This window comes from Alphaproteobacteria bacterium (assembly GCA_017308135.1).
In the GTDB taxonomy this organism is placed as follows: Bacteria; Pseudomonadota; Alphaproteobacteria; order CACIAM-22H2; family CACIAM-22H2; genus Tagaea.
Genome location: JAFKFM010000015.1, coordinates 81,572 through 107,147, shown reverse-complemented (window position 1 = coordinate 107,147; position 25,576 = coordinate 81,572). Strand labels below are relative to the sequence as shown.

Here is a 25,576-nt window from a genome sequence, read left to right as displayed (position 1 = left end):
TCATGCCGCAGCGCACCCAAAGCATGCCAAGGTGGCGAAGGGCGATCAAGCGTCTCGCGCACGCGGCGGCGTGAACGGACCGGGATCGAGCGGGTAAATTGGGCGGCTCAAGTTCCGGTAATTTAGCTTGGTGTTGTCCGATGTGGTGACGCCTTCGCCATCCAGCGTGAAGGTCGCGCGCGCCAAAGGCGCGAAACCGGCACGATAGTGAATGCGCGATTTCAGCAACAGGTAGCGTCTTTGCGCCGGATCGATACCGTTGGCGGTGAAGATGCCGGTATCCCAGGGCTCGTGATGGCGCGAGCAGACGACGATCTCCATGCCCGCCGTGCGGAACACCGCCGTCGGGCCGGTATCCACCATCACGCCGGTGTACATCGGCCCTTCGACGCGCCAGCGCCCGTCGGCGAGGTTCTGCACCGTGCCGGTCAGGCGTAGCGGCTTGGGCGCCAAGTTCAACGCCGGCATCGGCGATTTACCGCCGAGGTCGAGCGTGAGCGTGGCCCCCTTGCCGGCGGCGAACATCTTTTGCACCGCATCCGCATCCCACACCGTGGCGACGGCGACGCCGTCGAGCCCCGCCGCGAGCACGGCGGCGATGACCTTCATCACGTCGGACGTGCCGCCGGAGCCGACGTTGTCGGCGTGGTCGAGCAGTACGATCGGGGCGGCGTTCAACTCGCGCGCTTGCGCGATGGCGCCACCGAGCGGGCGGTGGACATAGATGAATTCCTTGCGCTGGTCCCAGACGCGATCGGCAAGGTCTTGCGCCGCATCGCGCGCGGCCTGCGCGTCACCATCCGCGACGACGATCGTGGCGCTGCCGGCGATGGGAATATCCGACAATGCAAAACCGCCGAACACGGTCGCGCAGAGAATACCGGGTCGCGCTTCAAACTCGGCCGCGCGTTCGACCATCGCCTTCATCGGCTGATCGGCCGTGCCCTGCCGCAAGGTTTGCGACAGCAGCGGCGTGGGCGCCCAGGCTTGGACCGGCTGACATTTGCCGTCCATCGCGTCGAGCACGACGCGGCCCACACGCTCCGCCACTTCGTACATGTCCACGTGGGGATAGGTCTTGTAGCCGATCAACGCGGTGCAATTCTCGACCATCGCTTGGGAAAGGTTGCAGTGCAGATCGCAGGTCACCGCGATGGGCAAGCCCGGCCGCTTTTCGCGAATTCGGCGCAGCAATTCGCCTTCGCCGTCGTCGGTATGTTCGGGCACCATCGCGCCGTGCAGATCGAGCAACGCGCCGTCGATCGTGTCGTCCAGTGCGTCCAAAATCGCGCCGACGACTTTTTCGTAGGCGTCGCGCGTGACCTTGCCGCCGGGCATCGCTTCGCCCGCGACGGGCGTTACGATTTCGGCGCCGCGTTCGCGGGCGAGTTTCATATAGGCGGCCAGCGGCATGCGCGTATCCGCGTATGCTTTCACCACGTCCTCGCCCCATTGCAGCCCCCACGCCTCGAACCGCGCCAGATCGGTCACGATCGGCGAGAACGTGTTGGTCTCGTGTTTGAACATCGCGAGCAGCAGACGCATGGGGGCTATGACCGTCGTTGGAATCTATTCATTTGTCGCAAGCCGCGTGCCAGCATAGCCGAAGCCCGGGAGGCGACGTAATGTCCGATTTGGCGTTTCTGTCCGTCCGCGAATATCTCGCGGGCTATGCGCGTAAAGCGTTCTCGCCGGTCGAGGTAACGCAAGCGTGCCTGGACCGGATCGCCGCGCGGAACGGCGAACTCGCCGCATTTTGTCTGGTCGATGCGGATTCGGCGCTTGCCTCGGCGCGCGCGTCCGAAGCGCGCTGGGCGAAAGGCGAACCGCAAGGCACGCTCGATGGCGTGCCAGCGACGATCAAGGATTTGCTGATCACCGCGGGCTGGCCGACCTTGCGCGGATCGAAGCATGTCGATCCCAAGGGCCCATGGACCGAAGACGCACCGGCCGTCGCGCGGTTGAAGGCCGCGAACGCGGTACTGCTCGGCAAGACGACGACGCCGGAGTTCGGCTGGAAGGGGATCGGCGATTCGCCGCTGACCGGCATCACCCGCAATCCATGGAACAAGGACCGTACCGCCGGCGGATCGTCCGCCGGGGCGGCGGTGGCGGCCGCCTGCGGCATGGGCGCCTTGCATGTCGGCACCGATGGCGGCGGATCGATCCGCATGCCCGCCGGGTTCTGCGGCATTTTCGGATTGAAGCCGAGCTTCGGCCGCGTCGCGGCCTATCCGTCCAGCCCCGCCGGTTTGCTCGCGCATATCGGGCCGATGGCGCGTGGCGTGGAGGATGCCGCGCGGATGATGGAAATCATCGCGCATCCCGACGATCGCGATCCGTTTTCGCTGCCGCAAGACCCGGGCTCGTGGCTGCTCGATCTCGAGAAGGGCATCAAGGGCCTGAAAATTGGCTATTCGCCGCGCTTCAAAACCGTCGCGGTCGATCCGCAAATCGCGCGTGCGGTGGACGACGCGGCGAAAGTGTTGACCGGGCTCGGCGCGATCGTTGAACCGGCGGAGCCGGAATTCGACGTCGCCGAAGCGCGCCACGCGTTCCACACGTTGTGGACCGCGTCGCTCGCCAAGCCGTTGCGCGGCATCCCGCGCGACAAATGGCATTTGTCCGATCCCGGCTTGGTCGCGTCGACCGAGCATGGTCTGTCGCTGTCGGCGCAGGATTATCTCGACGCCGACGCCTATCGCAATGCGCTGACTCAAACGATGCAGCGCTTCCTTCGCCGCTACGATCTGCTGCTGACGCCGCAATTGCCGATCACGGCGGTGAAGGCGGGGCAGGACGTCGCCGATCCCGCGACGCAAAGCTACTGGATCGATTGGTCGCCCTTCACCTACCCGTTCAACATGACGCGTCAGCCTGCGGCCAGCGTGCCGATCGGTTTGCACGACGACGGTTTGCCGATGGCGCTGCAATTCGTCGGCAGGCCCTATGACGATCGCTTGGTGCTGCGCGCGGCGCGTGCGTTCGAGAACGCGCGGCCTTGGGCCTTGCCGCCAAGATGAGCGGTTGGTCGCTGGATGGGCGGCGTGGGGTCGTCGCGATTTCGATGACCCAGATCGCGAGCTGGGGCTCGTCCTATTTCGTGCCCGCCGTTTACAGCGCGCCGATGGCCGCCGATCTCGGGCTGCCGGTCGCGATGATCTTCGGCGGCATCACGATCATGCTGCTGGTCGGCTCGCTGCTCGGACCCGCGATCGGAAGGCGTACCGATCGGATCGGCCCGCGCGAAATCCTGATCGCGGGCTCGGTGCTGCTGGGGGCGGGGATGGCGGTGCTGTCCTTCGCACAAGGTTTGATCGGCTTCGTCCTCGCCTGGGTGCTGATCGGCTTTTCGATGCCGATGACGCTGACTCAAACGCCCTTCGCGGCCGTCGCGCAACTTATGCCCCACGCCTCGCGCAAGGCGCTGGGCTTGATGACGTTGCTGGGCAGTCTGTGCCCGCCGATCGCTTTGCCGCTGCTCGCGGCGATGGAACCGATCATCGGCTGGCGCGGATCGTGTCTGGCGCTGGCGGCCCTGCAATTCGCTTTCTGCGTGCCCGTGCATTGGGCGATTCGCGTCAAACCGCAGCCCGCCATCGGCGGTCCGGCGGGCGAGGGCGCGCGGCCGATGATCGCCCCCGATATGCGCCGCAAGGCGTTCTGGCTGATGTTCGCGGCTTTCGCCGGGGCGGGTTTCGTTTCGTGGGGCTTTCCCGTCCAGATCGTTTCGGTGGGCCAAGGCTATGGATTGGAACTCGCCCTCGCCGTCGTCGTCGGCTCGCTATTCGGGCCCGCGCAAATGGTCGCGCGTATGGCCGAGACGGCGTTCGGCGACCGATTGCCGATCCTCATGCTGGGCCTCGCCAGCGCCACGATCATGGCGATCGGCTGCGCCTTGCCGGTGATTTTCGGCGGCGGCGTAATGGCTTTCGCGGCGGGCGTGATCGGTTTCGGATTGGGCTCCGGCACGATGACCATCGTGCGCGTCGTCGGTCCGCTGGTCGTGTTCGGCCGCGACGGCTATGCCGAGATCATGGGCAAGCTCAATCTGCCGCTGAACTATCTGTTCTCGGCGGCGCCCTTCGTGATGGCGGGGGCGAGCAGCCTGGGCGGCTCCAGCGCCGTCATGGGGCTGTGCGCGGTCTTGATGTTCGTATCGATCTTTCTGTTCGTCTGGCTGATCCGGATGACGCGCGTTTAGATTCCCGCGATCACGCGCCGATCCTCGGCGTCGAGTTCCACGCGCTGGCCGTTGCGGATCAGTTCGGCGAATTCCTGATTCGGGACCATCACGGTCAGCGTGTAGAGCTTGCCCGTGCCGGTGTTGTGCACTTCGTGGTTCGAGCCCGGGCGCAGCATCATCGCATCGCCCTTTTTCAAATCCAGCGACGCGCCGTCGCAGAATGCCTTGCCTTCGCCTTCCAGCACGAAGAACATCTCGTGCGCGCGCGAATGCGAATTGGGCGGCGTCTTGCCGCCGGGCGTGAAGATTTCGACAACCGCAACCAGATCGACGTCGTCGCCCGCCGGATCGAAGACCAGCGCGAAATAATTCGTGTCGTTCGGCGAGATGCGATACGCCGGGCATTCGGTGATTTTTTTGAAAGCGATGGGGCGCTTGAAGGCGACGGGCGCTTTCATTTCGTCAAACCTTTCAGCAGCGACGCGGAATTGGCCGTGAAGCCGAAGCATTGGCGCACGTTGTAGATCGTCGCGTCCCAGCAGAATTGCGGCGAGGTGGTGGCCGAGCAATCCTCCACCATCACGCAATCGTAGCCGAGGAAATTGGCGTCCTGCAGCGTGCACAACACGCATTGGTCGGCGTTCACGCCGCCGAAGAACAGCGTGTCGACGCGCAAGTTTCGCAGGATCGAGTCGAGCGGCGTGTCCCAAAATCCGCTCATGCGGAATTTGTCGATCTTGATGTCGTTCGATTTGATCGGCAATTCGTCGACCACGGCGGCGGCCCAGGAATCCTTGACGAGGACCTTGCCCTTCTTCTTGGGCAATTCGTCGGCGAGGCCGATCCCTTTTCCCGTCGGCTTGTAGACATGCAGCAGCGACGGGCTGAGATTGAGGAGATCCGGCCGGTTGCCCCAATTGACCCAGATGACCGGCATCCCCGCCTTGCGCAACGCGGGCAGCAGCTTGGCGAGCGGCTTGATCGGTTTGCGCGCCGGCGTCACGTCGACGCCGATATGCGCCAGCCAACCGTCCGGGTGGCAGAAATCGTTCTGCATATCGATGACGATCATCGCGCTGCGCGTCGCGTCGACCGTCAGAGTTTGCGGCATCGCCGCGAAAGACAGGGGCTTCGCCTTTGGCGCCTCGCGCAAGGTCGAGACGGTCTTGGCATCGACGCGCCAGCGGTTGTTGGGCGCGGAGCCCAGGGGATTCTTCATTCCGGCCACTCCAGAAGGGCGCGCGCCGTGATCGCCGCATGCGCCAAAACGTGGAAACCGTCGCTCATAAGCAAATCCCGGACCTTTTCACGGGATAGAAGATGAAGTTCCGTTTCCTCCAAATCGCCCGAATTCGCCTCGGTCGTTTTGCGGCAGCCGGTGGCGAGGAAAAGATGCGATTTGGCGCCGCGTACATTGGCGCCGGTCACGTAACCGCCCAGCGATTTGAGCGCGGCGGCTTGATAGCCGGTTTCCTCGCGCAGTTCGCGCGCGGCGGCCTGTTCGGGCGTTTCGCCCGCGTCGATTCCGCCGCCGGGAAATCCCCACACGACCGTCCCCACGCCATGGCGATAGGACCGCGTGGCGATCACGCGGCCGTCTTCGGTGATCGGGAACAGGATCGAATGATCGGGCAGGTAGACCTTGTGGAAACTCGGCACCACGCGGCCGTCGGGCAGTTCGATGCGCTCGTCGACGACGCGTATCCAAGGCGAATGCGTATAGACCTCGCGCGCGGCGAGGACCTTCCAAGGTTTGTCGATCATGGTTCTGCTTCTTTATGTGGAAATCGCAGCCGACCACGGGCTCATCACGTCGGCAAGGCCGGTACGTCCGCCGGTCTGCGGATCGATCATTACCGCCGACGGGCAAGCGTAGTTCGACGGGAACACGGCGGCTTCCAGCGCGTTCGCCTGGAAACGTTGCGTGAGGGCCGCGCGCACATCGACCGGCAGCGCGGGGTCGTAGTCGATCTCCGGCCCGCCGGACACGTCGATGCGCGGATGATGGAAGGCGCGGTCGAGATCCATGTTGTGATCGACCAGGAAGCTCAACACCTGCGCGACCGAGGGCAGGATGCGCCGCCCGCCGGAGGCGCCGAGCGTGAACCAGCCCTTGCCGTCGCGCGACACAATGGTCGGGCACATATTGGTCAGCGGCCGCTTGCCCGGCGCGATCGAATTCGCGCGACCGGGGCGCGGGTCAAACCACATCACGCCATTATTCATCAGAATGCCGGTCGCGGGCAGGACCAAGCGGCTTCCGTAGGTCGATAGCAGCGTCTGCGTCAGCGCCACCATATTGCCGTGGCGATCGACGACGTTGAGATGCGTGGTGCTGGTTGGCGCCGCCGGTTCGGCGAGCCGCTCGGCATAGGCGGTGCGCAACGCGTCGGCATAGGCGACGAAGCTGGCGGCATCCGGGCCGTAATGGCGGAAGACATGGGGCCCGAGAAGTTCCAGCACCCGCGCGAGCGTCGGGCCCGCCGTACCGATCGGGGCGGTCTCGACCAAAGCACCACGATAGGAAACGCGCGTCGGCTCGACGATCTTGGCGCGATAACCGGCCAGATCTTCGCGATTCATCACGCCGCCGACTTCTTGCACGTCGTAAGCGATGTCCGACGCCAGCGCGCCGTCGTAGAAATCGCGGGCACCCTTCAATTGCAGGCGGCGGATCGTCAGCGCCAGACGCTCGTTGGGCAGGTACTTCGTGACCTTGCCGTAATCGGGCACGGGCGGCAGGCCGCCCGGCATATAAGTCGCGCGCGACGAGGGATAGAGCGCGAGCTCGCTCGCGGCCGAGGCGATCTTCAGCGTCGTCCAATAATCGATCGGCAAACCGCGATCGGCCAGGCGCGCGGCGCGTTCCAGCAGCATCGCCCAATCCATCGTCCCGAAGGTGGCATGGGCGAGGCCAAGCCCGTCGACCTGGCCCGGAATGGCGAAGGAGAGCGGCCCGTGGACGTTGCGATTGCCTTCGACTTCCGGCCAGCCGAACAGGTCGCCGGCGGTGCGCCCCGTCAGCGGGAAATGCGCGGGGTCGAGCTTGGCGGGCGCTTGCGGCCCGAAATCGATCGCGACGGTCTTGCCGGTATCGGCGGCGCGATAAAGCAGAAAGCCGATCCCGCCAAGGCCGGAGTTCCACGGCTCGACGGCCGCGAGCGCGAAGCCCGCGGCGACCGCCGCGTCGATCGCGTTGCCGCCTTCGTCGAGCACGGCGGCGCCGACTTCCATGGCGGCTTTGGCTTGGCCGGACACGATGCCGCCGACGGCGGTCCCGGTCATCGGTTTGCGGATGGTGAAATTCTGGGTCGAATAGGGCGGAAGGCGGATCATGGCAACGAGCTTAACCTAGCCGGCTAGCGCCGGGAACAGGCCGAGCAGCCCGGCAGTGACGATCTGGACCGCGATCGCCGCCAGCAGCAGCCCGAAAATGCGGTTGAGGATGTTGAGGCCGATGCGCCCGAGTTTGGCGCCGATCGGCTCGGCCAGCCGCAACGCGGCCCAGACCGCGACGCAGGCGATGGCGATACAGGCGACGATGGCGATGGCATGCGCCCATTCGGGGCTGCGCTTCATCTCGATGATGGTGGAGGAGATCGCACCGGGTCCGACCAGCAGCGGCATGCCGATGGGCACCACACCCAGCGCCGACTTTTGCCCGGCTTCGTCCGCTTCCTCCTGCGAATGCTGCACGGGTGAAAGCTGCGCGTTCAGCATCGACAGGCTCATCAAGAACAGCACGATCCCGCCGCCCACGCGGAACGCGTCGAGGCTCGTCCCCAGCACGCGCAACAGCACGTCGCCGGTGAAGGCGGAAACGATCAGCACGCAGAAGACGGTCGTCGCCGCGAGATTGGCGGTGCGCGCACGAAAGCCCCGGCGCTGGCCTTCGGTCAGCGCGAGGAAGACCGGGATCGCCGCGAAGGGCGTCAAAATCGCCAGCAGCGTGACGACGAAACGCGAATAATCGGCGAAATTTCCCACGCGTCCTCCCCGGTCGCGACGCTACTCCTTATAGGGATGCGTCTTGACCCAGTGATGCGCGATATCCTTGCGGCGCGCAACCCAAACCCGATCGTGCTTCTCGATATGGTCCATGAAGCGCTGAAGGGCGCGGAAACGGCCCGGCCGGCCGATCAGGCGCAGATGCAGGCCGATCGACATCATCTTCGGCGTTTCGTCGCCTTCGGCGTAAAGCGTGTCGAACGCGTCGCGCGCATAGGCGAACCAATCGTCGCCGGTGTTGAAGCCCTGCGCCGTGCCGAACTTCATGTCGTTGACGTCCAGCGTGTAGGGGACCATCAGCAGCGGCTTTTTGTCGGGCACGGTCCAATAGGGCAGGTCGTCGTTATAGGCGTCGCCCGCATGCAGCATGCCGAATTCGGACGCGAGTTTCAGCGTGTTGGGCGAGAAGCGGCCGGTGTACCAACCCACGGGCTTGGTCCCCGTCGTCTTCTCGATCGCGTCGATGGCGAGTTTGAAATGTTTGCGCTCTTCGGCGATCGGCATGTTCTGGTAATCGTACCAGCGCCAGCCATGGCTCGCGACTTCGTGGCCGCCTTCGGCCATCGCGCGGCCGGCATCGGGATGGCGCAACAGCGCCATGCCCACGGCCCAGGACGTGAACGGCATTTTGCGCTTTTCGAATTCGCGCAGGATGCGCCAGAACCCGGCGCGGCTGCCGTATTCGTAGACGCTCTCCGTGCTTTCGTCGCGCTTCTTCTGGCGCGGAATCAGGCCGACGACTTCCTGCAGATAGGATTCGCTTTCCTTGTCGCCGTGCAGGATCGACCGCTCGCCGCCTTCTTCGTAGTTCACCACGAACGACACCGCGATCTTCGCGCGGTTGGGCCACTGCGCGTGCGGCGGGTTGCGGCCATAGCCGATCAAATCGCGGGGATAGGCGGGCGCTTTCGTCGGCTTGTTCTTCGGCTGGACCTTAGCCATTGCTTTGTTCCTCGGCGGGAGACGTCAGAATACGGACGAAATTGAGCAGCATGGCATCCGAGCCGCGCGCTCCGATGAACGAAATGCCGACGGGCGCGTCGCCCGCGAAGCCGGCGGGCACGCTGATCTGCGGCAAGCCGCAAAGCCCCGCGATGCAGGTGAATTGGAAGGTGCGCATGCGCACGCGTTCGAGCGTGGCGTCGTCGGCATCGCGCAAGGGCGGCGGCACCGGGGCCGTCGGCATGCACAGGATCGTGCCCGGCAGCAGCAACTCATCCAGGCGCTTGATCGCCGCTTCGCGCATCGGCAGCGCCTTGGCGAAATCCGCCTCCGTCACGGTCTTGGCATAGGCGAAGCGGGCCGCGACATCCGCGCCGAATTTCGGCTTCACGGTCTCGATCCATTCGCCGTGCGCGGCCCAGGCTTCGCGGCCTGACAACACGCGATAGCACGCGGTCCAGTCGGCGAGGGCCGCACCGCCGACTTCGACGTCGTAGACATATTCGAAGAACGAGCGCGCGCGGCCGATCCATGGGAGTACGGCCTGCGTCACGTCGGGATCGCACAGGCGCTGCGCGTCCGCCGCGATCAGCAGGCGATTGGGCTCGGGCGGCGGTTCGGTTTCGTCGAGCAACACGCGGCCGACGCGTTCGAGCAGTTCCGCCTCGCGCGCGAACCAGCCGACCGTGTCGTAAGACGGTGCGAGCGGCACCACACCTTCGGTCGAAATCCGGCCGTGCGTCGGGCGCATGCCGAAAATCCCGCAATAGCTGGCGGGCACGCGCACCGAACCGCCGGTGTCGGTGCCCAGCGCGAAATCGCAGGCGCGGCCCGCGACCGCCGACGCCGAACCCGAAGACGAGCCGCCCGGCACGCGATCGGGGGCGGCGGGGTTCAGCGGCATGCCGTAATGGATGTTGTGGCCGGAAATGCCGAAGGCGAGTTCGATCGTCTGCGTCTTGCCGCTGAGCGTGGCGCCCGCGTGGAGCAGCTTTTCGATCGCCGGGGCCGTCGCCGTCGCCAGATTATGGGTTTGCAGCCAGGTGGGATTGCCTGCACCCGTGCGCTTGCCGGCGACGTCGAACAAATCCTTCGCCGCGAAGACGAGGCCGCGCAACGGTCCGCCTTCCGGATTGCCTTGGATATAGACGCGTTCGTAACGTGTGTAAGCGTTCAGATTCATGCCTTCATTCCGCGCGCGATGTAACTGCGCCAGCCGCCCAAATGCGTGATGTCGGTCGCACCCTCGAACCCGGCGGGTTCGCACACGAAACCCTTCACCCAGCTTCCGTCGTCGAGCTCGATCGTGCCGATCGCCATCGGCGGCGGCACCAATGCCACGAAAGTACCAAACGCGTCGGGGGCGAGCGACCAGATCTCGATTTCAATCGAAGCGCCGTTCTCGCCGCGTTTCAAGCCCGGTTTGGGCGGCGTCTGCCCGGCAAGCGCGAATAGGCGATACTTCGCCGACGTTTTTCCGGCGCGGACCAGCTTGGCGTTGCGCTCCGTCAATTGCCCGTGCAACGCCATGCCGGAGAGATGCGCGCCCACGACGGCGATTTCAATACGCTCCGAAATCGCGGGGGCGGGTGGGGCGACTGGCTGCGGTTGCTTGGTGGCGCCCAACGGCAAACCGGTATCGCGGTGGAACGCTTCGCCCAGCGCGGCGAGCGAGGCATCCGCCCAGGCCGGGCCGATCAGCGTCAGGCCCGAGGGCAAGCCGTCGTCGCGCATCCCGGCCGGGATGGCGAGGCCGGAGAGATCGAGCAGGTTCACGAAATTGGTGTAGTAGCCGAGCTGCGTGTTGCGCAGGACGGGCTCCGCCTTCAACTGTTCCAGCGTGAAGATCGAGCCCGACGTCGGCAAAGCCAGCACATCGACATCGTTCCACACGCCCGCCGCCGCGCGGCGCAATTCTTCGAGCTTGTAGAGCGCGCGGAACGTCGCGACCGCGTCGTATTTCGACGCGTTGGAAATCACCGCGCGCGTGGTCGGGAACAGCGCGTCGGGATTTTCGCGCATCAGTTTTTCGATCGCGGCGTAACGCTCGGCGACCCACGGGCCGTCGTAAAGCAGATCGGCCGTCGCCTTGAACGGCGCATAGTCGAACTCGACGCGCGTCCCGCCCAATTTTTCCAAGCGGCGCAGCGCGTCGGCGTAGATCTTCGCCGCGCGCTCGTCGCCGAAGAATTCGAGCAGCGGCGCCTTGGGCACGCCGAAGCGGAAATTTTTCGGTGCCGCGCGCCGGTCGAGCGTGCCCGCCATGCGTCGCGAATAGGGATCGGCCGCGTCGAACCCGGCGGCGACGCGCGTGGCGTCCAGCGCGTCGGCGACCGTCAGCGCGAAGATCGAGATCACGTCCAGCGACCGGCACGCGGGCACCAAGCCGGTGGTGCTGAGCAGCCCCTTGGTCGGCTTCAGGCCGACGATATTGTTGAACCCGGCGGGCACGCGGCCCGATCCGGCCGTGTCCGTGCCGAGCGAAAACGACACGAGGCCGGCGGCGACCGACACGGCAGAGCCCGAGGACGAGCCGCCGGGCACGTAGCGTTTGTCGAACGTGTTCTCCGGCACGCCATAGGGCGAGCGCACGCCGACCAGGCCGGTGGCGAATTGGTCGAGATTGGTTTTGCCGATCGGGATGGCGCCGGCGGCGACCAGTTTCTCGACGACGAAAGCCGATTTCTCGGCCGTGTAGGCGAAGGCCGGGCAGGCGGCCGTGGTGGTGGCGCCCGCGAGGTCGATATTGTCCTTGATCGCGAAGGGCACGCCCCAAAGCGGCAGATCGCGCGGCTTGTCGGTGAGCGCCTTGGCGGCGGCAAGGCTTTCCGCGCGCGGTACGACATGCAGCCAGGTCGGATCGACGCCGCGCGCGGCGATGCGGTCGTAGATTGCGGCCACGGTATCCGCGGGCGAGGCGCCCTTGGCATAGGCCGCGCGCAAAGCGGCGAAATCGAGGGAGTCGGTCATCGGTTCCTTGACGGTAGCATGGGTGCCCGGCTTTGGGCGCCGGGCGTGGGAAGTTCGGGTGTTAGCCAAAACCGTGCCGGTTTTTCGGCCGGCGGGATAAACCCCTTCGCAAGATTGACAAGAACGGGCCGGAAAGGCTCTATCGAACGCGCCATAAACAGGGAGTCGCAACGATGCGCTTGACGATTCAAATCGCCCGAATTGCGGCCGTTTTTCTCGGCCTCGTCGCGGCCGCCCCGGTTGCCGCCCAGGGCACGCTGAACGTCTATAACTGGAACGACTACATCGCGCCCGACGCGTTGAAAAAGTTCACCGCCGAAACCGGCATCCGCGTGCGCTACGACACCTACGATTCGAACGAAACGCTGGACGCCAAGCTGCGCGCGGGCCGCTCGGGCTACGATCTGGTCGTGCCGTCGGCCTCGCCCTTCGTGGCGCTGCAAATTCCGGCCAAGCTCTATCGCGAACTCGACAAGTCGAAGATTCCCAATCTCGCGGGTGTCGATGCGCGCGTGCTGGCGAATGTGGCGCTGGCCGACCCCGGCAATAAGTTCGTGGTGCCGCACCTCTCCTCGACGACCGGCATCGGTTACAACGCCGAACGCGTGGGCCGCGTGATGGCCGATGCGCCCGTCTATTCGCTGCGTATGATCTTCGATCCCGAAATCGCGCAGCGTTTCCGTGCCTGCGGCATCGTCGTGCTGGACTCGCCGACCGACGTGTTCCCGGCGGCGTTGCGCTATTTGGGCCTCGATCCCGATTCCAAATCGATCGAAGACCTCAACAAGGCGACCGAGATGCTGATGCGCATCCGGCCCTTCGTGCGCAAATGGCATTCGTCCGAATACATCAACGATCTCGCCAACGGCGACGCTTGCGTCGTGTTTGGCTATTCGGGCGATATCAAGCAGGCCGCCGCGCGCGCGGTCGAAGCCAAGCGTGCGGGCGTGCGCGTCGAATACGCGATCCCGCAGGAAGGCTCGCTGTTCACGCACGACGTTTGGGCGATCCCGGCCGATGCGCGCAACGTCGACGCCGCGCATCGCTTCATCGATTTCATGCTGCGCCCGGAAATCGCCGCGATGAACGCCGATTTCGTCGGTTATCCCACGCCGGTGACGGCCGCGCGCCCGCTGGTGCCGGAGCCGATGCGCTCCGACCCCACGGTGTTCATGCCCGACGAAGTGCGCGCCCGCCTTTACACGATCACGCCGGCGGCGCGCGATTACGAGCGCGCGCGCACGCGCGCCTGGAGCCGCGTCACATCGGGCCGCTGATCGCGCGATGATCCGTCTTACGGGCGTGGCGAAGTCGTTCGGCGGCCCCGCGGCCGTCGACGGCGTCGATCTGGAGATCGGCGAGGGCGAGATTTTCTGCCTGCTCGGGCCGTCGGGCTGCGGCAAGACGACCTTGCTGCGCCTGATCGGCGGGTTCGAAGCGCCCGATGCGGGCACGATCGAACTCGACGGCCAGGACGTGACCCAGGCGCCGCCCTGGGCGCGGCCCGTCAATACGGTGTTCCAAAGCTACGCGCTGTTCCCGCATCTCGACGTCGCGCGCAATGTGCGATTCGGCCTCGAAACGCTGGAAATGTCCGACGCCGAGCGCGACGCGCGTGTCGCGGAAATGCTCGCATTGGTGAAGCTCGGCGAATTCGCCAAGCGCAAACCGTCGCAGCTTTCCGGCGGTCAGCGTCAGCGCGTGGCGATCGCGCGCGCATTGGCCCGCCATCCGCGCGTGTTGCTGCTCGACGAACCGTTGTCGGCGCTCGATCGCAAGCTGCGCGAGGAAACGCGCCTCGAACTCGTCGAATTGCAGGCGCGCCTGGGCATCGCCTTCGTGTTCGTGACCCACGACCAAGACGAAGCGATGGCGATCTCCGACCGCGTGGGCGTGATGGAGAAGGGCAAGATCGTCCAGATCGCCACGCCGACCGAGCTTTATGAGCGCCCGGCGAGCAAATTCGTCGCCGAGTTCGTCGGCCGCGTGAATCTGATCGCGCGTCCGGAAGGCGGGTGGCTCGCCTTGCGCCCCGAAAAACTATCGTTGTTCCAAGGCCCGCATAGAGGCCGGGTGCGCGAATGCCAATATCTTGGCGAACGGCGCCTCGTATTCCTCGACACGTCGTTCGGCACGCTGACCGCGAGTGCGGCGGGCGATGCGCCCATCCCCGCGAACGGCGCGGAGATCGCGTTCGGCTGGGCGGAAAACGCCGGTTCGGTCATCGCGCGATGAACGCCGCCTGGGCCGCGCGCGCGCGTACCGGTTTCGTGGCGCCGGTCTTTCTATGGCTTGGTTTGACGGTTGCGGCCCCGCTCGCTTTGGTGTTCGCGGTGAGCTTGGGCGAGTCCACGCAAGGCGCCCCGCCTTTCGAGTGGTCATTGACGTTGTCCAATTATGCGCTGGTGTTCTCCGACACCTTATATATAGGCGCCTTCGTCAACGCCGCGCGGATTGCGGCGACATCGACCGCGATCTGCCTGCTGATCGGCTATCCCATGGCCTACGCGATCGCGCGGGCACCCGAAAATAAGCGCGGTTTTCTGCTGTTTCTCGTCATTCTGCCGTTCTGGACGTCGTTCCTGATCCGCGTCTACGCGTGGATGGCGTTGCTGCGCCCGACGGGCCTCATCAATTCCGCCCTGCAAAGCGTGGGACTGGCGTCCGAGCCGTTGGAGTTGATCGCCAACGAATTCGCGGTTCATTTAGGCATTGTCTATGCCTATCTGCCCTTCATGGTCCTGCCGCTCTATTCGACGCTGGAGCGGATCGAAAGCTCGCTGGTCGAGGCCGCGCATGATTTGGGTGCCACACCGTCGCGCGCGTTTTGGCGCGTGACGTTTCCGTTGTCGCTGCCGGGCGTGGCCGCCGGATGCTTGCTGGTGTTCATTCCCGCAACCGGCGAATTCGTGATCCCCGATCTGCTCGGCGGGCCCGATACGCCGATGATCGGGCGCGTGATGTGGCTCGAATTTTTCCAGAACCGCGATTGGCCGGTCGCTTGCGCGATCGCCACGCTGCTGGCGGCCGCCTTGGCGCTGCCCATCGTGATCGCCGATCGCTTGCGGGCGACGACGCGATGAGCGGGATGCGGCGCGGCTTGTCGTGGCTGCCGACCGCGCTGGCGGCGGGTTTCGTGTTTTTGTATCTGCCGATCCTGCTGCTGATCCTGTTCAGCTTCAACGACAGCCGCCTCGTCACCGTTTGGGCCGGGTTCTCGACGCGCTGGTACGCGGAGTTGCTGCGCAACGAACGCATGATCGAAGCGGCGGGCTTGAGCTTGGGCATCGCCGCATTCGCCGCGACGATCGCCGGCGTATTCGGGACGCTCGCGGGCTATGCGCTTGCGCGCCTGGGTGGCTTCGCGTTGCGTCCGCTGTTCGCGTTGTTGCTTTTGGTTCCCATGGTCTTGCCGGAAGTGATCCTCGGCCTGTCGATGCTGATGAGCTTCTCCGCGTTGGAACGCTGGATCGGCTGGCCCGCCGAGCGCGGCTTCTTGGTCGTGGCATTGGCGCACGCGACTTACGGCACGGCGTTCGTCGCGTTGATCGTCGAAGCGCGGTTGCGCGGCCTCGACCCGGCGATGGAGGAGGCGGCCCTCGATCTCGGCGCCAATCCGCTGCGCGCGTTCCTGCGCGTGACCGTGCCGATGCTCGCACCCGCGATCGCTTCCGGTTGGCTTCTCGCATTCACGTTGTCGCTCGACGATCTGGTGATCGCGAGTTTCGTCGCGGGGCCGGGCGCAACGACGTTGCCGATGCTCGTTTACTCCAGCGTCAGGTTGGGTTTGTCGCCGCAGATCAACGCGCTGGCGACCGTGTTGGTGATTTCGATCGGACTGCTTGCCTATGTTTCGGCGCGACGTGGCGCACAGCGTCGCGGTTTATCCACTTAGTTATCCACAGATCGCAAATTCGCGTTTCGCGAATCGCTTAGAATCAACGCGTTGGGCTGCGTCTCGAAAGTCACGTTGTGCCCTTATTTTCCGCGATTTTTTCGGTGTCGGCGTGCTTGAACACGTCGGATTGAATCGGCATCATCCGGCCTCGATTTCGCGACGAATCGCCACGTCCGGAAGGGTTTCGAGAGGCCTTTCCCGGACTGTTTTCCACAAGGCGAATTCCTCGAACGGGGATTTATGGTTAAGGGGTTCGGGAACTGGATCGTCAGGATCGACGCATGGGCGTTTCGCCCGCGCGAGGTTCTGGTGCGCGCGGATGGCCGCGTCCGGTTGCTGACCGTTTCGCCGATCGCGCAGCGCTTCGCGGCGTCGCTGCTGCTGGGGGCCGCCCTCGTCGCGGGCATCGGCGCGCATGCCTATCGTCAAGCCCTGGTCGAGATCGAGCAACGCGCCAACGATGTCGCGCGGTTGCAGGACGACCATCGCGCGCGGATGGAGGAATTGGCCGAAGCGCTGACGCGCGCGGCCGATCGCGGCCGGGCGGAAGCGGCGGAAGCCGTCGCCTCGCTGATGGAACAGCGCAATGAATTGATCGAGCGCATGCGCGACGTCGAGCAGCGTCTGGCCTCGGCCGAGAGCGAGCGCGAGCGCGCGCAGACGACGCATGAAGGCTTGCTCGACAAGCTCCGCCAGATCGAGACGCGCCCCGTGGCGCGCGGCGAGGGTGCGCCCGAGCGCGCCGCGTCGGTCGAACGTTTGCGCGTCGAAGCGCTGGCCGAGCGCGGGCGCCTGGCGGTCGAAGATCAGCGTCTGGCGCTGGAAATGCGCGCGGCCAACACCGATCTTGCCCGCCTGCGCGCGGGCGAGCGCGACGCGGCGCGCGCACAGGACGCAACACTCGTCGAACTCGGCGGGCGCACGCGCGTGCAGATCGACGAAATCGTGCGCGTGTTGCGCTCGACCGGCCTCACGCCCGAACGCGTTCTCGCCAATCGCGGATCGAGTGCGGGCGGTCCGTTCTCGCCGCCGGCCGCGAACGCGCCCGCCGCCGACGGGCTCGCCCCCGCCAGTCTTCAACTCGCCTCGCTGGGTGCCGATCTCGAACGCCTGCGCGATATGCGTTCGGCCTTGCGCCGTTTGCCCTTCGGCGCGCCGCTGCGCGATTACGGCGTGATGAGCCCCTTCGGCGTGCGCCGCGATCCGTTCAACGGCCAGCTCGCCATGCATTCGGGCCTAGACATGTCCGCGCCGATGCGCACGCCCGTGATGGCGACGGCCCCCGGCCGCGTCACCATCGCCAGCTGGAGCGGCGAATACGGCAATCTGGTCGAAATCCAGCACGATTTCGGCATCGCCACGCGTTACGGCCATCTCACGCGGATCGACGTGCGCGTGGGCCAGCGCGTCGAACGCCAGCAGACCGTTGGGTTGCTCGGCTCCACCGGCCGCAGCACCGGCCCGCATGTCCATTACGAAGTCATCGTCGACGGCCGTACCGTCGATCCCGCCCGTTATGTGGAGGCTATCCGCAATGTTCGGAAAATCGAATAGAGCGCCCGTCGAAACGAGCCGCGCCCCGGCGGCCAAGCCGCAAGGCCCGTCGATTCCGTCGATCATCGCCGCCGGTTTCGCGGTGAAGGGCGACGTGAATTGCGACGGCGACATCCAGCTCGACGGCCGCATCGAAGGCACCGTCAAAACGCACACGTTGACCATCGGCGCGACCGGCGAAGTGCGCGGCGAGATTTCGGCCGAGCGCATCCGCGTGCTCGGCAAAGTGTTCGGGCCGATCAAGGCGAAGGCGGTCGAACTGGGCCGCACGGCGCGGGTCGTGGGCGATATCCGCTACGAAACGCTGACGGTCGAATCCGAAGCCCAGGTCGACGGCCATATCCAGCGCCAGGACGACGGCTTGCAGGTCGATCGGGATTCGCCGCTCGCCTTGGTCGTCGATATCGTCAACAACAAGAAGTGATCCGCCCAAGGCTTGATTAGGCAAGCGACGGCCGCCGATATCGCCGATCTCGCGCGCGTGCATGTCGAGGCGTGGCGGCAGACCTATGCCGGTCATGTGCCCGACGCGCTGCTCGCACCCGAGCGCGTCGAATTCCGCGCGCGCATGTGGACGTCGATTCTGGCGGGCGGCGACGGGCCGTATTTCGCCCTTGTGGCGCCCGACGATAGCGGCGCGCTCGCGGCCCTCGGCCTGTTTATGCCCGCCACGGAAGCGCCCGCCGGGTGGGATCACGAAATCCGCAGCCTCTATCTGCTGCGCCACGTCCAGCGGCGCGGGATCGGTGCGGCGATGCTTGCCCAAGGGCGCGACTGGGTCCGCGCGCGCGGCGGGCGTCGCTTGATGGCCTGGGCGCTCGCCGTGAATACGGGCGCGCAGGATTTCTATCGCAAGACGGGTGCCGTCGAGATCGCGCGCCGTAACGTGCCCGCCGGAACCGCCGTGCTCGCCGAAATCGGCTTCGGCTGGGATCCCGCTTAAATCAGACCCCGTTCAGATCAAGCTTTGGGTATCGCCGTCGACCGACAAAGCCTGGCCCGAGATGTTCCGCCCGCCGGGCCCGGCGAGGAACACGGCCATGCGCGCGATATCCGCGGGATCGATCAGCCGGCCGAGCGAGGCTTGCGCCGTATAGCGCGCGGTCATTTCGTCGATCGAAACGCCGGTCGCCTGCGCCTTCGCGGCGATGACGCGCTGGATGCGCGGCCCGTCGACCGCGCCGGGCAGGATCGCGTTGACGCGGATATCGTCGGGCCCGAGTTCCATCGCCAGACTTTTGGTGAAGCCGACGACGCCCCATTTGCTGGCGGCATAGGGTGCTCGGCGCGGGAAACCGAATTTCCCGGCCGCCGAAGACAGGTTGATGATCGCGCCGCCGCCGGCCGCGCGCAAATGCGGGATCGCGGCGCGCGCGCACAGGAACTGACCGTCCAGGTTGACCGCGAGGGTTTTACGCCAATCGTCGAGCGCCATTTCCTCGACGCGAGCCGTCGGCCCCGCAATCCCGGCGTTGTTCACCAGCACGTCGAGCCGGCCCAACTCGGGCACGGCGTCGGCGAACAGGTCGGCGACTTGGTCCTCGTCCGACACGTCGCACGCATAGGCCAGATGTCCCGGCATTTCGGCGTGGAAGGCGGCGAGTGCCGCGGCATCCACGTCGCAGATGGCGACGCGCGCGCCCGCGCCTGCGAATTCCCGCGCGATCGCAAGGCCGATCCCGGCCGCCCCCGCGGTCACTAAAACGCGCAATGCCCCTTCGGTCATGTTTCCCCCCGCCGTATTTGCCCGCTAGAGTATCGGCCATGCTCGGGGAAGGCGATATCGTTCGCGGCCTGGTGCGACCAGCCGTCACAGGCCGGGCGCGCGTCGCCTATGTCTACGACGCCAAGGACGGCGTGGTGCGCTTGTCCGACCTCGAACAGCGCGATCCGCTGAAAATCCTGTTTCCCGATCCGCTCGCCGAAAAACAGCCGGTCGCCGTACTGGTGAATACCGGCGGCGGGATCGTCGGCGGGGATTCGCTGACGATCGAGGTCGATATCGGCACCCAAGCCGCCGCCCTCGTGACCGCGCAATCGGCGGAGAAGATCTATCGCGCCTGGGGCCCCTATGCGCGCGTGCATAACGCGCTGAACGTGGGCGCGGGGGCGCGGCTCGAATGGCTGTCGCAGGACACGATCCTGTTCGACGGCGCCAAGCTCGACCGGAAAATGGCAATCGATCTCGCCGCCGATAGCGATTTGCTGGCGGGCGAGATCGTCGTGTTCGGCCGGCGCGCGCGCGGCGAGACCATGACCAACGGCGCGCTGCGCGACCGCTGGTCGATCCGCCGCGATGGCAAGCGCCTGTGGGATGACGCGCTGATCCTCGATCGGCTGGACGACGAAATCCTCGCGCGGCCCGCTCTGTTCAATGGGGCGCGGGCTTCGGCGACGCTGGTTTGCGCCTGCCCGGACCCCGAAGCGGCCCGCGACATCGCCCGCGAAGCCTTGGAAGCCGCACCGGAGGCCGGGGCAGGCGTGGTCGCGGGATTGATGGTCGCGCGCCTGCTCGATTCCGAGCCCGCCAGGCTGCGGCGCGATTACGCGCGGGCGTGGTGTGCGCTACGCTCCAAAATCTGGAATTTGCCGGGGCAATTGCCCCGTTTGTGGCACGTTTGATGCTGGGACCGGTTCGGGAGAGTCCGCCATGAATCTGACACCGCGTGAGAAAGACAAATTGCTGATCGCGATGGCCGCGAATGTCGCGCGCCGCCGTCTCGAACGGGGCGTGAAGCTCAATCATCCCGAGGCGATCGCCCTCGTCACCGATTTCGTGGTCGAGGGCGCGCGCGACGGCCGCTCGGTCGCCGATCTGATGCGCGACGGCGCCAAGGTCATCACCCGCGCGCAGGTGATGGACGGCATCGCCGAGATGATTCACGACATCCAGGTCGAAGCGACCTTCCCCGACGGCACGAAGCTCGTGACCGTCCACAACCCGATCCGCTGAGGGGCGCCGACATGAAACCGGGCGAATTCCTGCTGCGCGAAGGCGAGATCGAACTCAACGCCGGCCGCAAGACGGTGGAGATCGACGTCGCCAATACCGGCGACCGGCCGATCCAGGTCGGCTCGCATTATCATTTCTACGAAACCAATCCGGCGCTGTCCTTCCCGCGCGACAAAGCCTATGGCGCGCGGCTGAACATTCCCGCCGGCACGGCCGTGCGCTTCGAGCCGGGGCAGACGCGGCGCGTGACGCTCGTCGCCTATGCCGGTGCGCGCAAAGTGTTCGGCTTCCGCGCCGAAGTGAACGGCAAGCTGAAACCCTCGGCGCCCAAGCCCGCGAAGAAAAAGGGGAAGTGACATGAGCTATCGTATTCCCCGTTCCTCCTATGCCGGCATGTACGGGCCCACCACGGGCGATCGCGTGCGCTTGGCCGATACCGAATTGTTCATCGAGGTCGAGAAGGACCTGACCGTTTACGGCGAGGAAGTGAAATTCGGCGGCGGCAAGGTCATTCGCGACGGCATGGGCCAAAGCCAGGTGACGCGCGCGGGCGGCGCGGTCGATACCGTCATCACCAACGCGCTGGTGCTCGATTGGTGGGGCATCGTCAAATGCGACATCGGCATCAAGGACGGCAAGATCGCCGCGCTGGGCAAGGCCGGTAATCCCGATGTTCAGCCGGGTGTCGATATCATCGTCGGTCCCGGTACCGAAGTGATCGCGGGCGAGGGGCGCATCGTTACCGCCGGCGGCATCGACTCGCATATCCATTTCATTTGCCCGCAGCAGGTCGACGACGCGCTCTATTCGGGCATCACCACGATGATGGGCGGCGGTACGGGACCGGCGGCGGGCACGTCGGCCACGACCTGCACGCCGGGTCCGTGGCACATGCACCGCATGCTCGAAGCCGCCGAAGGCTTGCCAATCAATTTGGGGTTCTTCGGCAAGGGCAACGCCTCGGCGCAGGCCCCGCTGGTCGAGATGATCAAGGCGGGCGCATGTGCGCTGAAGCTGCACGAAGATTGGGGCACGACGCCCAGCGCCATCGACGTTTGCCTGTCGGTCGCGGAGAAATACGACATTCAAGTCGCGATCCACACCGATACGCTGAACGAAAGTGGCTTCGTCGAAGATACGATCGCCGCGTTCAAGGGCCGCAACATCCACTCCTTCCACACGGAAGGGGCGGGCGGCGGCCACGCGCCCGACATCGTCAAGGTCTGCGGCCTGCCCAACGTGTTGCCGTCCTCGACCAATCCGACGCGGCCGTTCACGCGCAACACGATCGACGAGCATCTCGACATGTTGATGGTGTGCCATCACCTCGATGGGCGCATTCCGGAAGACGTGGCCTTCGCCGAAAGCCGCATAAGGCGCGAGACGATCGCGGCCGAGGATATCCTGCACGATATGGGCGCCATCTCGATGATGAGCTCCGACAGCCAAGCGATGGGCCGCATCGGCGAGACGATCACCCGCACGTGGCAGACCGCGCATAAGATGAAGGTCCAGCGCGGGCGCCTGCCGGAGGAGAAGGGCGAGAACGACAATTTCCGCGTCAAGCGCTATGTGGCGAAATACACGATCAATCCCGCGTTGGCGCAGGGCATCGCCAAGTATGTCGGCTCGATCGAGAAGGGCAAATACGCCGATCTCGTGATTTGGCAGCCGGCGTTTTTCGGCGCCAAGCCCGAGATGATCTTGAAATGCGGGCAGATCGCGGCGGCCCCGATGGGCGATCCCAACGCCTCGATCCCCACGCCGCAGCCCGTGCATTACCGCCCGATGTTCGGCGCGTTCGGCCGCGCGCTGGCGTCGTCGTGCCTCACCTTCGTGTCGCAAGCCGCCTACAAGGACGGCATCGCGAAGAAGCTCAAGCTCGACCGCGCCGTGCTGCCGGTGAAGGGCATCCGCAAGATCGGCAAGAAGGATATGGTCCTCAACAACGCGCTGCCGAAAATGGAGGTCGATCCCGAGACCTACGAAGTGCGCGCCGACGGCAAGGCGCTGGTCTGCGAACCGGCCGACGTGTTGCCGCTCGCCCAGCGCTATTTCCTGTTCTGACATGCGCCGGGCTTTGGCGGTCGAACAGGATTGGGATCGCGGCTTGAAAGCGGGGTCGGTCACGCTGGCGCATGACAAGCGCCATCTGCGCCGCCAGTTGCTGGTGGACGATGCGGGCGGGGAATTCTTGCTCGATCTCGTCCACGCGACCCATCTGCACGAAGGCGACGGGCTGGCGTTGGACGACGGCAAGTTCGTCGAAGTGCGGGCGGCGGCGGAAGACGTTCTCGATATCGCGGGGCGCGATGCAGCACACACGGCGAAGCTCGCCTGGCATCTCGGCAACCGCCATCTCGCGGTGCAAGTGCTCGACGACGGGCGTTTGCGCATCGCCTACGACCATGTGATCGAGGCGATGCTGAACGGTCTCGGCGCCAAAGTCTTCCGCGCGAATGAAAGCTTCGCGCCCGAGCATGGCGCCTATCATGCGCACTGACGCTTTGTTGCGGCTGATCGCGTGGCTGTCGCCGGCGTTTCCCGTCGGCGCCTTCGCCTATAGCCATGGGCTGGAAGCCGCGATCGAGGACAAGCGCGTGACCGGGGCGGCCGATCTGATCGCGTGGATAAGCGATTTGCTAGAATATGGGCCGGCGCGCGCCGATGCAGTGTTCTTCGTCCATGCGTGGCGCGCGACATTGGCCGAAGATACGCAAGCTTTCGCCGACATCGCGCAACGCGCCGCCGCGATGCGCGGGACAGGGGAACTCGCCTTGGAAGCCACGCAGCAGGGGACGAGCTTCGCCTCCGCCGTCGCCAAGGCGTGGCCGGGTTTCGACGGCGATCCGCAAATCTATCCCGTTGCCGTCGCGCGTGCCGCCGCGCAAGCCGGCATTCCGTTGCCGGAGGCGCTCGGCGCCTATCTTCACGCCTTCGCCGCGAATATGGTCTCGGCCGCCGTGCGCGCCATTCCGCTGGGGCAGAGCGACGGGCTTGCGGCGATCTCGGGGCTCGAAGACGCGATCGAAGCCGCGCGCGATGCGGCGTTGGATCGCGACCTCGACGATGCGGGCTCGGCCGCATCCGCGCTCGACATACTCTCCTTCCGCCACGAAACCCAATACACACGGTTATTCAGATCATGAACAAACACACGGGACCTTTGCGCGTCGGGATCGGCGGGCCGGTGGGGTCGGGCAAGACGGCGTTGGTCGACGCGCTGTGCAAGACGATGCGCCAGCGTTGGGACGTCGCCGCGATCACCAACGACATCTACACGAAGGAAGACGCGCTGTTCCTGACGCGCTCCGGCGCGCTCGATCCCGACCGGATCGCGGGCGTGGAAACCGGCGGCTGCCCGCATACGGCGATCCGCGAGGATGCGTCCGCCAATCTCGCGGCGGTCGCGGAGATGACGCGCAAATTCCCCGGCCTCGAACTTCTGTTCGTCGAAAGCGGCGGCGACAATCTCGCGGCCACCTTCTCGCCCGAACTTGCGGACCTCACGATCTACGTGATCGACGTGTCAGCGGGCGACAAAATCCCGCGCAAGGGCGGGCCGGGCATCACGCGCTCGGATTTGCTGGTCATCAACAAGATCGATCTGGCGCCTTATGTGGGCGCGTCGCTCGAGGTGATGGACCGCGACGCCAAGAAGATGCGGGGAACCCGGCCCTTCTATTTCACCAATATCCGCGCCGGGAAGGGTGTGACCGAGATCGTCGATTTCATCGCCAAGGCCGGCGGCCTGCCCGCGCGCGCGGCTTGAAAACCCGCGCGGAATGCCGCAAAGGAACGGCTTGAGATAGGAGCCCCCGAATGTCCGACGCCGCATCCCGTATCGACGAAACCCGCCTGTGGCAACGCCATGTCGACATGGCCAAGCTGGGCGGCCTGTCCAAGGGCGGGGTGAACCGTCAGGCGCTGTCGGCGGAGGACGCTGCCGCGCGCCGCTTGATCGGCGGCTGGGCGCAGGCGCGCGGCTACGATCTGTTCGGCGATCCGATCGGCAATCTCTATATCCGCCGGGCGGGCACGGAGAACGACGCCGCGCCGGTCGTCACCGGCTCCCACATGGACAGCCAGCCCACCGGCGGCAAATACGACGGCATCTACGGCGTGCTCGCCGGTTTCGAAGCGCTGGAAGCGCTCGACGACGCGGGTATCCGCACCAAGCGCCCGGTCCAGGTCGTCGCCTGGATGAACGAGGAAGGCAGCCGTTTCCAGCCCGGCGCGATGGGCTCGTCCGTCTGGTCGGGGCACGACGATCTCGAAAAGATGTTGGGCGTGACCGACCGCGACGGCGTGGTGCTGCGCGATGCGCTCGCCAAGACGCTGGCCGAAGCGCCGGTGCGCCAGATCGACGGGTTCGACCGGAATTTCCACGCCTATATCGAAGCGCATATCGAACAGGGGCCGCGCTTGGAAGCGGGCGCCAAGACGATTGGCGTCGTGACGGGCATTCAAGGTTCGCAGCGCTACACGCTGGATATCGTCGGCGAGGAAGCCCATGCGGGCACCACGCCTTTGCGCGTGCGCAAGGACGCGCTGAAAAGCGCCGTCGCCATCGTCTCGGCGCTGGAGCGCCACATGCACGACCCGGCCGACATCGTGCGCTTCACCGTCGGCCGTTTCGAATGCCGCCCGGGCTCGCCCAACACCGTGCCGGGCCATGTGCATTTCACGATCGACTTCCGCCATCCGGATGCGGCCGTACTCGCGCGTTTGGGTTCGGGCATCGAAGCGGTGGCGAAAGCGGCCGTGGGCCCGTGCGGCGTGGCCGTGCAGCGCATCACCGACGTGGCGCCGACGGTGTTCGACAAGCGCATCGTCGATCTGGTGCGCGACAAGGCCACCGCGCTGGGCTTACCGAACATGGACATGCCTTCGGGCGCCGGGCACGACGCGATGCATGTCGCACCCTTCTGCCCCGCGGGCATGATCTTCGTGCCGTGCGAGCGCGGCATCAGCCACAACGAAGCGGAAGCGGCCACGCCGTCCGATCTCGCGGCCGGGGCGCGCGTGCTGGTCGCGTCGCTCGAAGCGCTCGCGAACGAGTAAG

At 65.8% G+C, this 25,576-nt stretch carries 27 protein-coding genes; 17 read left to right on the top strand and 10 right to left on the bottom strand.

Features of this window, described 5'->3' with window-relative positions; genetic code table 11:
* Positions 1-45: 45 nt before the first annotated feature.
* Complete coding sequence (locus J0H39_24755; protein ID MBN9499973.1) at positions 46-1,545, bottom strand: M81 family metallopeptidase; 1,500 nt, start codon at positions 1,543-1,545, stop codon at positions 46-48.
* 80 nt (positions 1,546-1,625) lie between these two features.
* Here J0H39_24755 and J0H39_24750 point away from each other — a divergent pair, with 80 nt between their 5' ends.
* Positions 1,626-3,023, top strand: a complete 1,398-nt coding sequence (locus J0H39_24750; GenBank protein ID MBN9499972.1) for an amidase — start codon at positions 1,626-1,628, stop codon at positions 3,021-3,023.
* 44 nt (positions 3,024-3,067) lie between these two features.
* Positions 3,068-4,204 carry an MFS transporter gene (locus tag J0H39_24745; GenBank protein MBN9499971.1) on the top strand — a complete coding sequence of 379 codons (1,137 nt, stop codon included), beginning with the start codon at positions 3,068-3,070 and terminating at the stop codon, positions 4,202-4,204.
* On the opposite strand, the gene J0H39_24740 is transcribed toward J0H39_24745, so the two are convergent.
* From J0H39_24740 to atzF, 8 genes are read right to left on the bottom strand one after another with little or no spacing between them, the layout of a single operon-like run.
* Entirely contained in the window at positions 4,201-4,644 is a 444-nt protein-coding gene (locus J0H39_24740) for a cupin domain-containing protein (protein ID MBN9499970.1), read from the bottom strand. The genes J0H39_24745 and J0H39_24740 overlap by 4 nt on opposite strands.
* Complete coding sequence (locus tag J0H39_24735) at positions 4,641-5,405, bottom strand: cysteine hydrolase family protein (GenBank protein ID MBN9499969.1); 765 nt, start codon at positions 5,403-5,405, stop codon at positions 4,641-4,643. The genes J0H39_24740 and J0H39_24735 overlap by 4 nt, the downstream gene beginning before the upstream one ends.
* Complete coding sequence (locus tag J0H39_24730) at positions 5,402-5,950, bottom strand: NUDIX hydrolase (GenBank protein ID MBN9499968.1); 549 nt, start codon at positions 5,948-5,950, stop codon at positions 5,402-5,404. The genes J0H39_24735 and J0H39_24730 overlap by 4 nt, the downstream gene beginning before the upstream one ends.
* Positions 5,951-5,962: 12 nt before the next feature.
* Entirely contained in the window at positions 5,963-7,522 is a 1,560-nt protein-coding gene (locus J0H39_24725) for a gamma-glutamyltransferase (GenBank protein ID MBN9499967.1), read from the bottom strand.
* Positions 7,523-7,537: 15 nt separating this feature from the next.
* Positions 7,538-8,173 (bottom strand): NAAT family transporter, encoded by a 636-nt coding sequence (locus J0H39_24720; protein ID MBN9499966.1) that lies wholly within the window; start codon positions 8,171-8,173, stop codon positions 7,538-7,540.
* A 21-nt stretch (positions 8,174-8,194) separates the two neighbouring features.
* Positions 8,195-9,136, bottom strand: coding sequence for an allantoinase PuuE (gene puuE / locus J0H39_24715; GenBank protein MBN9499965.1), 942 nt, complete (start codon positions 9,134-9,136; stop codon positions 8,195-8,197).
* Positions 9,129-10,319, bottom strand: a complete 1,191-nt coding sequence (locus tag J0H39_24710) for an amidase (protein MBN9499964.1) — start codon at positions 10,317-10,319, stop codon at positions 9,129-9,131. Before J0H39_24710 ends, puuE begins: the two co-directional genes overlap by 8 nt.
* Complete coding sequence (atzF, locus tag J0H39_24705; GenBank protein ID MBN9499963.1) at positions 10,316-12,106, bottom strand: allophanate hydrolase; 1,791 nt, start codon at positions 12,104-12,106, stop codon at positions 10,316-10,318. Before atzF ends, J0H39_24710 begins: the two co-directional genes overlap by 4 nt.
* Positions 12,107-12,279: 173 nt before the next feature.
* Between atzF and J0H39_24700 the strand changes: the two genes are divergently transcribed.
* The 7 genes from J0H39_24700 (at position 12,280) to J0H39_24670 (ending at position 18,501) form a co-directional block, all read left to right on the top strand.
* Positions 12,280-13,383 carry a polyamine ABC transporter substrate-binding protein gene (locus tag J0H39_24700; protein ID MBN9499962.1) on the top strand — a complete coding sequence of 368 codons (1,104 nt, stop codon included), beginning with the start codon at positions 12,280-12,282 and terminating at the stop codon, positions 13,381-13,383.
* 7 nt (positions 13,384-13,390) lie between these two features.
* A complete protein-coding gene (locus tag J0H39_24695; protein ID MBN9499961.1) occupies positions 13,391-14,341 on the top strand; it encodes an ABC transporter ATP-binding protein in 951 nt (316 codons plus the stop codon).
* Positions 14,338-15,189 (top strand): ABC transporter permease, encoded by an 852-nt coding sequence (locus J0H39_24690; GenBank protein MBN9499960.1) that lies wholly within the window; start codon positions 14,338-14,340, stop codon positions 15,187-15,189. The genes J0H39_24695 and J0H39_24690 overlap by 4 nt, the downstream gene beginning before the upstream one ends.
* 5 nt (positions 15,190-15,194) lie before the next feature.
* The gene (locus tag J0H39_24685) at positions 15,195-16,001 is read left to right on the top strand and encodes an ABC transporter permease subunit (protein MBN9499959.1); all 807 of its coding nucleotides are present in this window, start codon (positions 15,195-15,197) and stop codon (positions 15,999-16,001) included.
* Positions 16,002-16,244: 243 nt separating this feature from the next.
* Positions 16,245-17,558, top strand: a complete 1,314-nt coding sequence (locus J0H39_24680) for a peptidoglycan DD-metalloendopeptidase family protein (protein ID MBN9499958.1) — start codon at positions 16,245-16,247, stop codon at positions 17,556-17,558.
* Positions 17,539-17,982 carry a polymer-forming cytoskeletal protein gene (locus J0H39_24675; protein ID MBN9499957.1) on the top strand — a complete coding sequence of 148 codons (444 nt, stop codon included), beginning with the start codon at positions 17,539-17,541 and terminating at the stop codon, positions 17,980-17,982. Before J0H39_24680 ends, J0H39_24675 begins: the two co-directional genes overlap by 20 nt.
* A 12-nt stretch (positions 17,983-17,994) precedes the next feature.
* Positions 17,995-18,501: a GNAT family N-acetyltransferase gene (locus tag J0H39_24670; GenBank protein MBN9499956.1), complete on the top strand. Its 507-nt coding sequence runs from the start codon at positions 17,995-17,997 to the stop codon at positions 18,499-18,501.
* Positions 18,502-18,513: 12 nt separating this feature from the next.
* Here J0H39_24670 and J0H39_24665 read toward each other — a convergent pair whose 3' ends face one another.
* The gene (locus J0H39_24665; protein MBN9499955.1) at positions 18,514-19,284 is read right to left on the bottom strand and encodes an SDR family oxidoreductase; all 771 of its coding nucleotides are present in this window, start codon (positions 19,282-19,284) and stop codon (positions 18,514-18,516) included.
* A 38-nt stretch (positions 19,285-19,322) separates the two neighbouring features.
* Here J0H39_24665 and J0H39_24660 point away from each other — a divergent pair, with 38 nt between their 5' ends.
* From J0H39_24660 to J0H39_24625, 8 genes are read left to right on the top strand one after another with little or no spacing between them, the layout of a single operon-like run.
* The gene (locus tag J0H39_24660; GenBank protein ID MBN9499954.1) at positions 19,323-20,180 is read left to right on the top strand and encodes an urease accessory protein UreD; all 858 of its coding nucleotides are present in this window, start codon (positions 19,323-19,325) and stop codon (positions 20,178-20,180) included.
* A 28-nt stretch (positions 20,181-20,208) separates the two neighbouring features.
* The gene (locus J0H39_24655; GenBank protein MBN9499953.1) at positions 20,209-20,511 is read left to right on the top strand and encodes an urease subunit gamma; all 303 of its coding nucleotides are present in this window, start codon (positions 20,209-20,211) and stop codon (positions 20,509-20,511) included.
* A gap of 11 nt (positions 20,512-20,522) precedes the next feature.
* Positions 20,523-20,867: an urease subunit beta gene (locus tag J0H39_24650; protein ID MBN9499952.1), complete on the top strand. Its 345-nt coding sequence runs from the start codon at positions 20,523-20,525 to the stop codon at positions 20,865-20,867.
* Position 20,868: 1 nt separating this feature from the next.
* Positions 20,869-22,578: an urease subunit alpha gene (ureC, locus tag J0H39_24645; protein ID MBN9499951.1), complete on the top strand. Its 1,710-nt coding sequence runs from the start codon at positions 20,869-20,871 to the stop codon at positions 22,576-22,578.
* Between the two features lies 1 nt (position 22,579).
* Positions 22,580-23,014: a Urease accessory protein UreE gene (locus tag J0H39_24640; GenBank protein ID MBN9499950.1), complete on the top strand. Its 435-nt coding sequence runs from the start codon at positions 22,580-22,582 to the stop codon at positions 23,012-23,014.
* Positions 23,004-23,660 carry an urease accessory protein UreF gene (locus J0H39_24635; GenBank protein ID MBN9499949.1) on the top strand — a complete coding sequence of 219 codons (657 nt, stop codon included), beginning with the start codon at positions 23,004-23,006 and terminating at the stop codon, positions 23,658-23,660. The genes J0H39_24640 and J0H39_24635 overlap by 11 nt, the downstream gene beginning before the upstream one ends.
* Positions 23,657-24,283 carry an urease accessory protein UreG gene (ureG, locus tag J0H39_24630; protein MBN9499948.1) on the top strand — a complete coding sequence of 209 codons (627 nt, stop codon included), beginning with the start codon at positions 23,657-23,659 and terminating at the stop codon, positions 24,281-24,283. Before J0H39_24635 ends, ureG begins: the two co-directional genes overlap by 4 nt.
* A 50-nt stretch (positions 24,284-24,333) precedes the next feature.
* Positions 24,334-25,575, top strand: coding sequence for a Zn-dependent hydrolase (locus J0H39_24625; protein MBN9499947.1), 1,242 nt, complete (start codon positions 24,334-24,336; stop codon positions 25,573-25,575).
* The last annotated feature ends 1 nt before the right edge of the window (position 25,576 follow it).

Coding starts and splice junctions, on each gene's coding strand:
- J0H39_24740 (MBN9499970.1), bottom strand. CDS start 4,644: ATGAAAGCGCCCGTCGCCTTCAAGCGCCCCATCGCTTTCAAAAAAATC.
- J0H39_24695 (MBN9499961.1), top strand. CDS start 13,391: ATGATCCGTCTTACGGGCGTGGCGAAGTCGTTCGGCGGCCCCGCGGCC.
- J0H39_24640 (MBN9499950.1), top strand. CDS start 22,580: ATGCGCCGGGCTTTGGCGGTCGAACAGGATTGGGATCGCGGCTTGAAA.
- ureG (MBN9499948.1), top strand. CDS start 23,657: ATGAACAAACACACGGGACCTTTGCGCGTCGGGATCGGCGGGCCGGTG.
- J0H39_24755 (MBN9499973.1), bottom strand. CDS start 1,545: ATGCGTCTGCTGCTCGCGATGTTCAAACACGAGACCAACACGTTCTCG.
- J0H39_24625 (MBN9499947.1), top strand. CDS start 24,334: ATGTCCGACGCCGCATCCCGTATCGACGAAACCCGCCTGTGGCAACGC.
- J0H39_24750 (MBN9499972.1), top strand. CDS start 1,626: ATGTCCGATTTGGCGTTTCTGTCCGTCCGCGAATATCTCGCGGGCTAT.
- J0H39_24660 (MBN9499954.1), top strand. CDS start 19,323: ATGCTCGGGGAAGGCGATATCGTTCGCGGCCTGGTGCGACCAGCCGTC.
- J0H39_24650 (MBN9499952.1), top strand. CDS start 20,523: ATGAAACCGGGCGAATTCCTGCTGCGCGAAGGCGAGATCGAACTCAAC.
- J0H39_24690 (MBN9499960.1), top strand. CDS start 14,338: ATGAACGCCGCCTGGGCCGCGCGCGCGCGTACCGGTTTCGTGGCGCCG.
- J0H39_24725 (MBN9499967.1), bottom strand. CDS start 7,522: ATGATCCGCCTTCCGCCCTATTCGACCCAGAATTTCACCATCCGCAAA.
- J0H39_24665 (MBN9499955.1), bottom strand. CDS start 19,284: ATGACCGAAGGGGCATTGCGCGTTTTAGTGACCGCGGGGGCGGCCGGG.
- puuE (MBN9499965.1), bottom strand. CDS start 9,136: ATGGCTAAGGTCCAGCCGAAGAACAAGCCGACGAAAGCGCCCGCCTAT.
- J0H39_24710 (MBN9499964.1), bottom strand. CDS start 10,319: ATGAATCTGAACGCTTACACACGTTACGAACGCGTCTATATCCAAGGC.
- J0H39_24700 (MBN9499962.1), top strand. CDS start 12,280: ATGCGCTTGACGATTCAAATCGCCCGAATTGCGGCCGTTTTTCTCGGC.
- J0H39_24685 (MBN9499959.1), top strand. CDS start 15,195: ATGCGGCGCGGCTTGTCGTGGCTGCCGACCGCGCTGGCGGCGGGTTTC.
- J0H39_24635 (MBN9499949.1), top strand. CDS start 23,004: ATGCGCACTGACGCTTTGTTGCGGCTGATCGCGTGGCTGTCGCCGGCG.
- J0H39_24730 (MBN9499968.1), bottom strand. CDS start 5,950: ATGATCGACAAACCTTGGAAGGTCCTCGCCGCGCGCGAGGTCTATACG.
- J0H39_24735 (MBN9499969.1), bottom strand. CDS start 5,405: ATGAAGAATCCCCTGGGCTCCGCGCCCAACAACCGCTGGCGCGTCGAT.
- J0H39_24675 (MBN9499957.1), top strand. CDS start 17,539: ATGTTCGGAAAATCGAATAGAGCGCCCGTCGAAACGAGCCGCGCCCCG.
- J0H39_24655 (MBN9499953.1), top strand. CDS start 20,209: ATGAATCTGACACCGCGTGAGAAAGACAAATTGCTGATCGCGATGGCC.
- atzF (MBN9499963.1), bottom strand. CDS start 12,106: ATGACCGACTCCCTCGATTTCGCCGCTTTGCGCGCGGCCTATGCCAAG.
- J0H39_24745 (MBN9499971.1), top strand. CDS start 3,068: ATGACCCAGATCGCGAGCTGGGGCTCGTCCTATTTCGTGCCCGCCGTT.
- J0H39_24680 (MBN9499958.1), top strand. CDS start 16,245: ATGGTTAAGGGGTTCGGGAACTGGATCGTCAGGATCGACGCATGGGCG.
- ureC (MBN9499951.1), top strand. CDS start 20,869: ATGAGCTATCGTATTCCCCGTTCCTCCTATGCCGGCATGTACGGGCCC.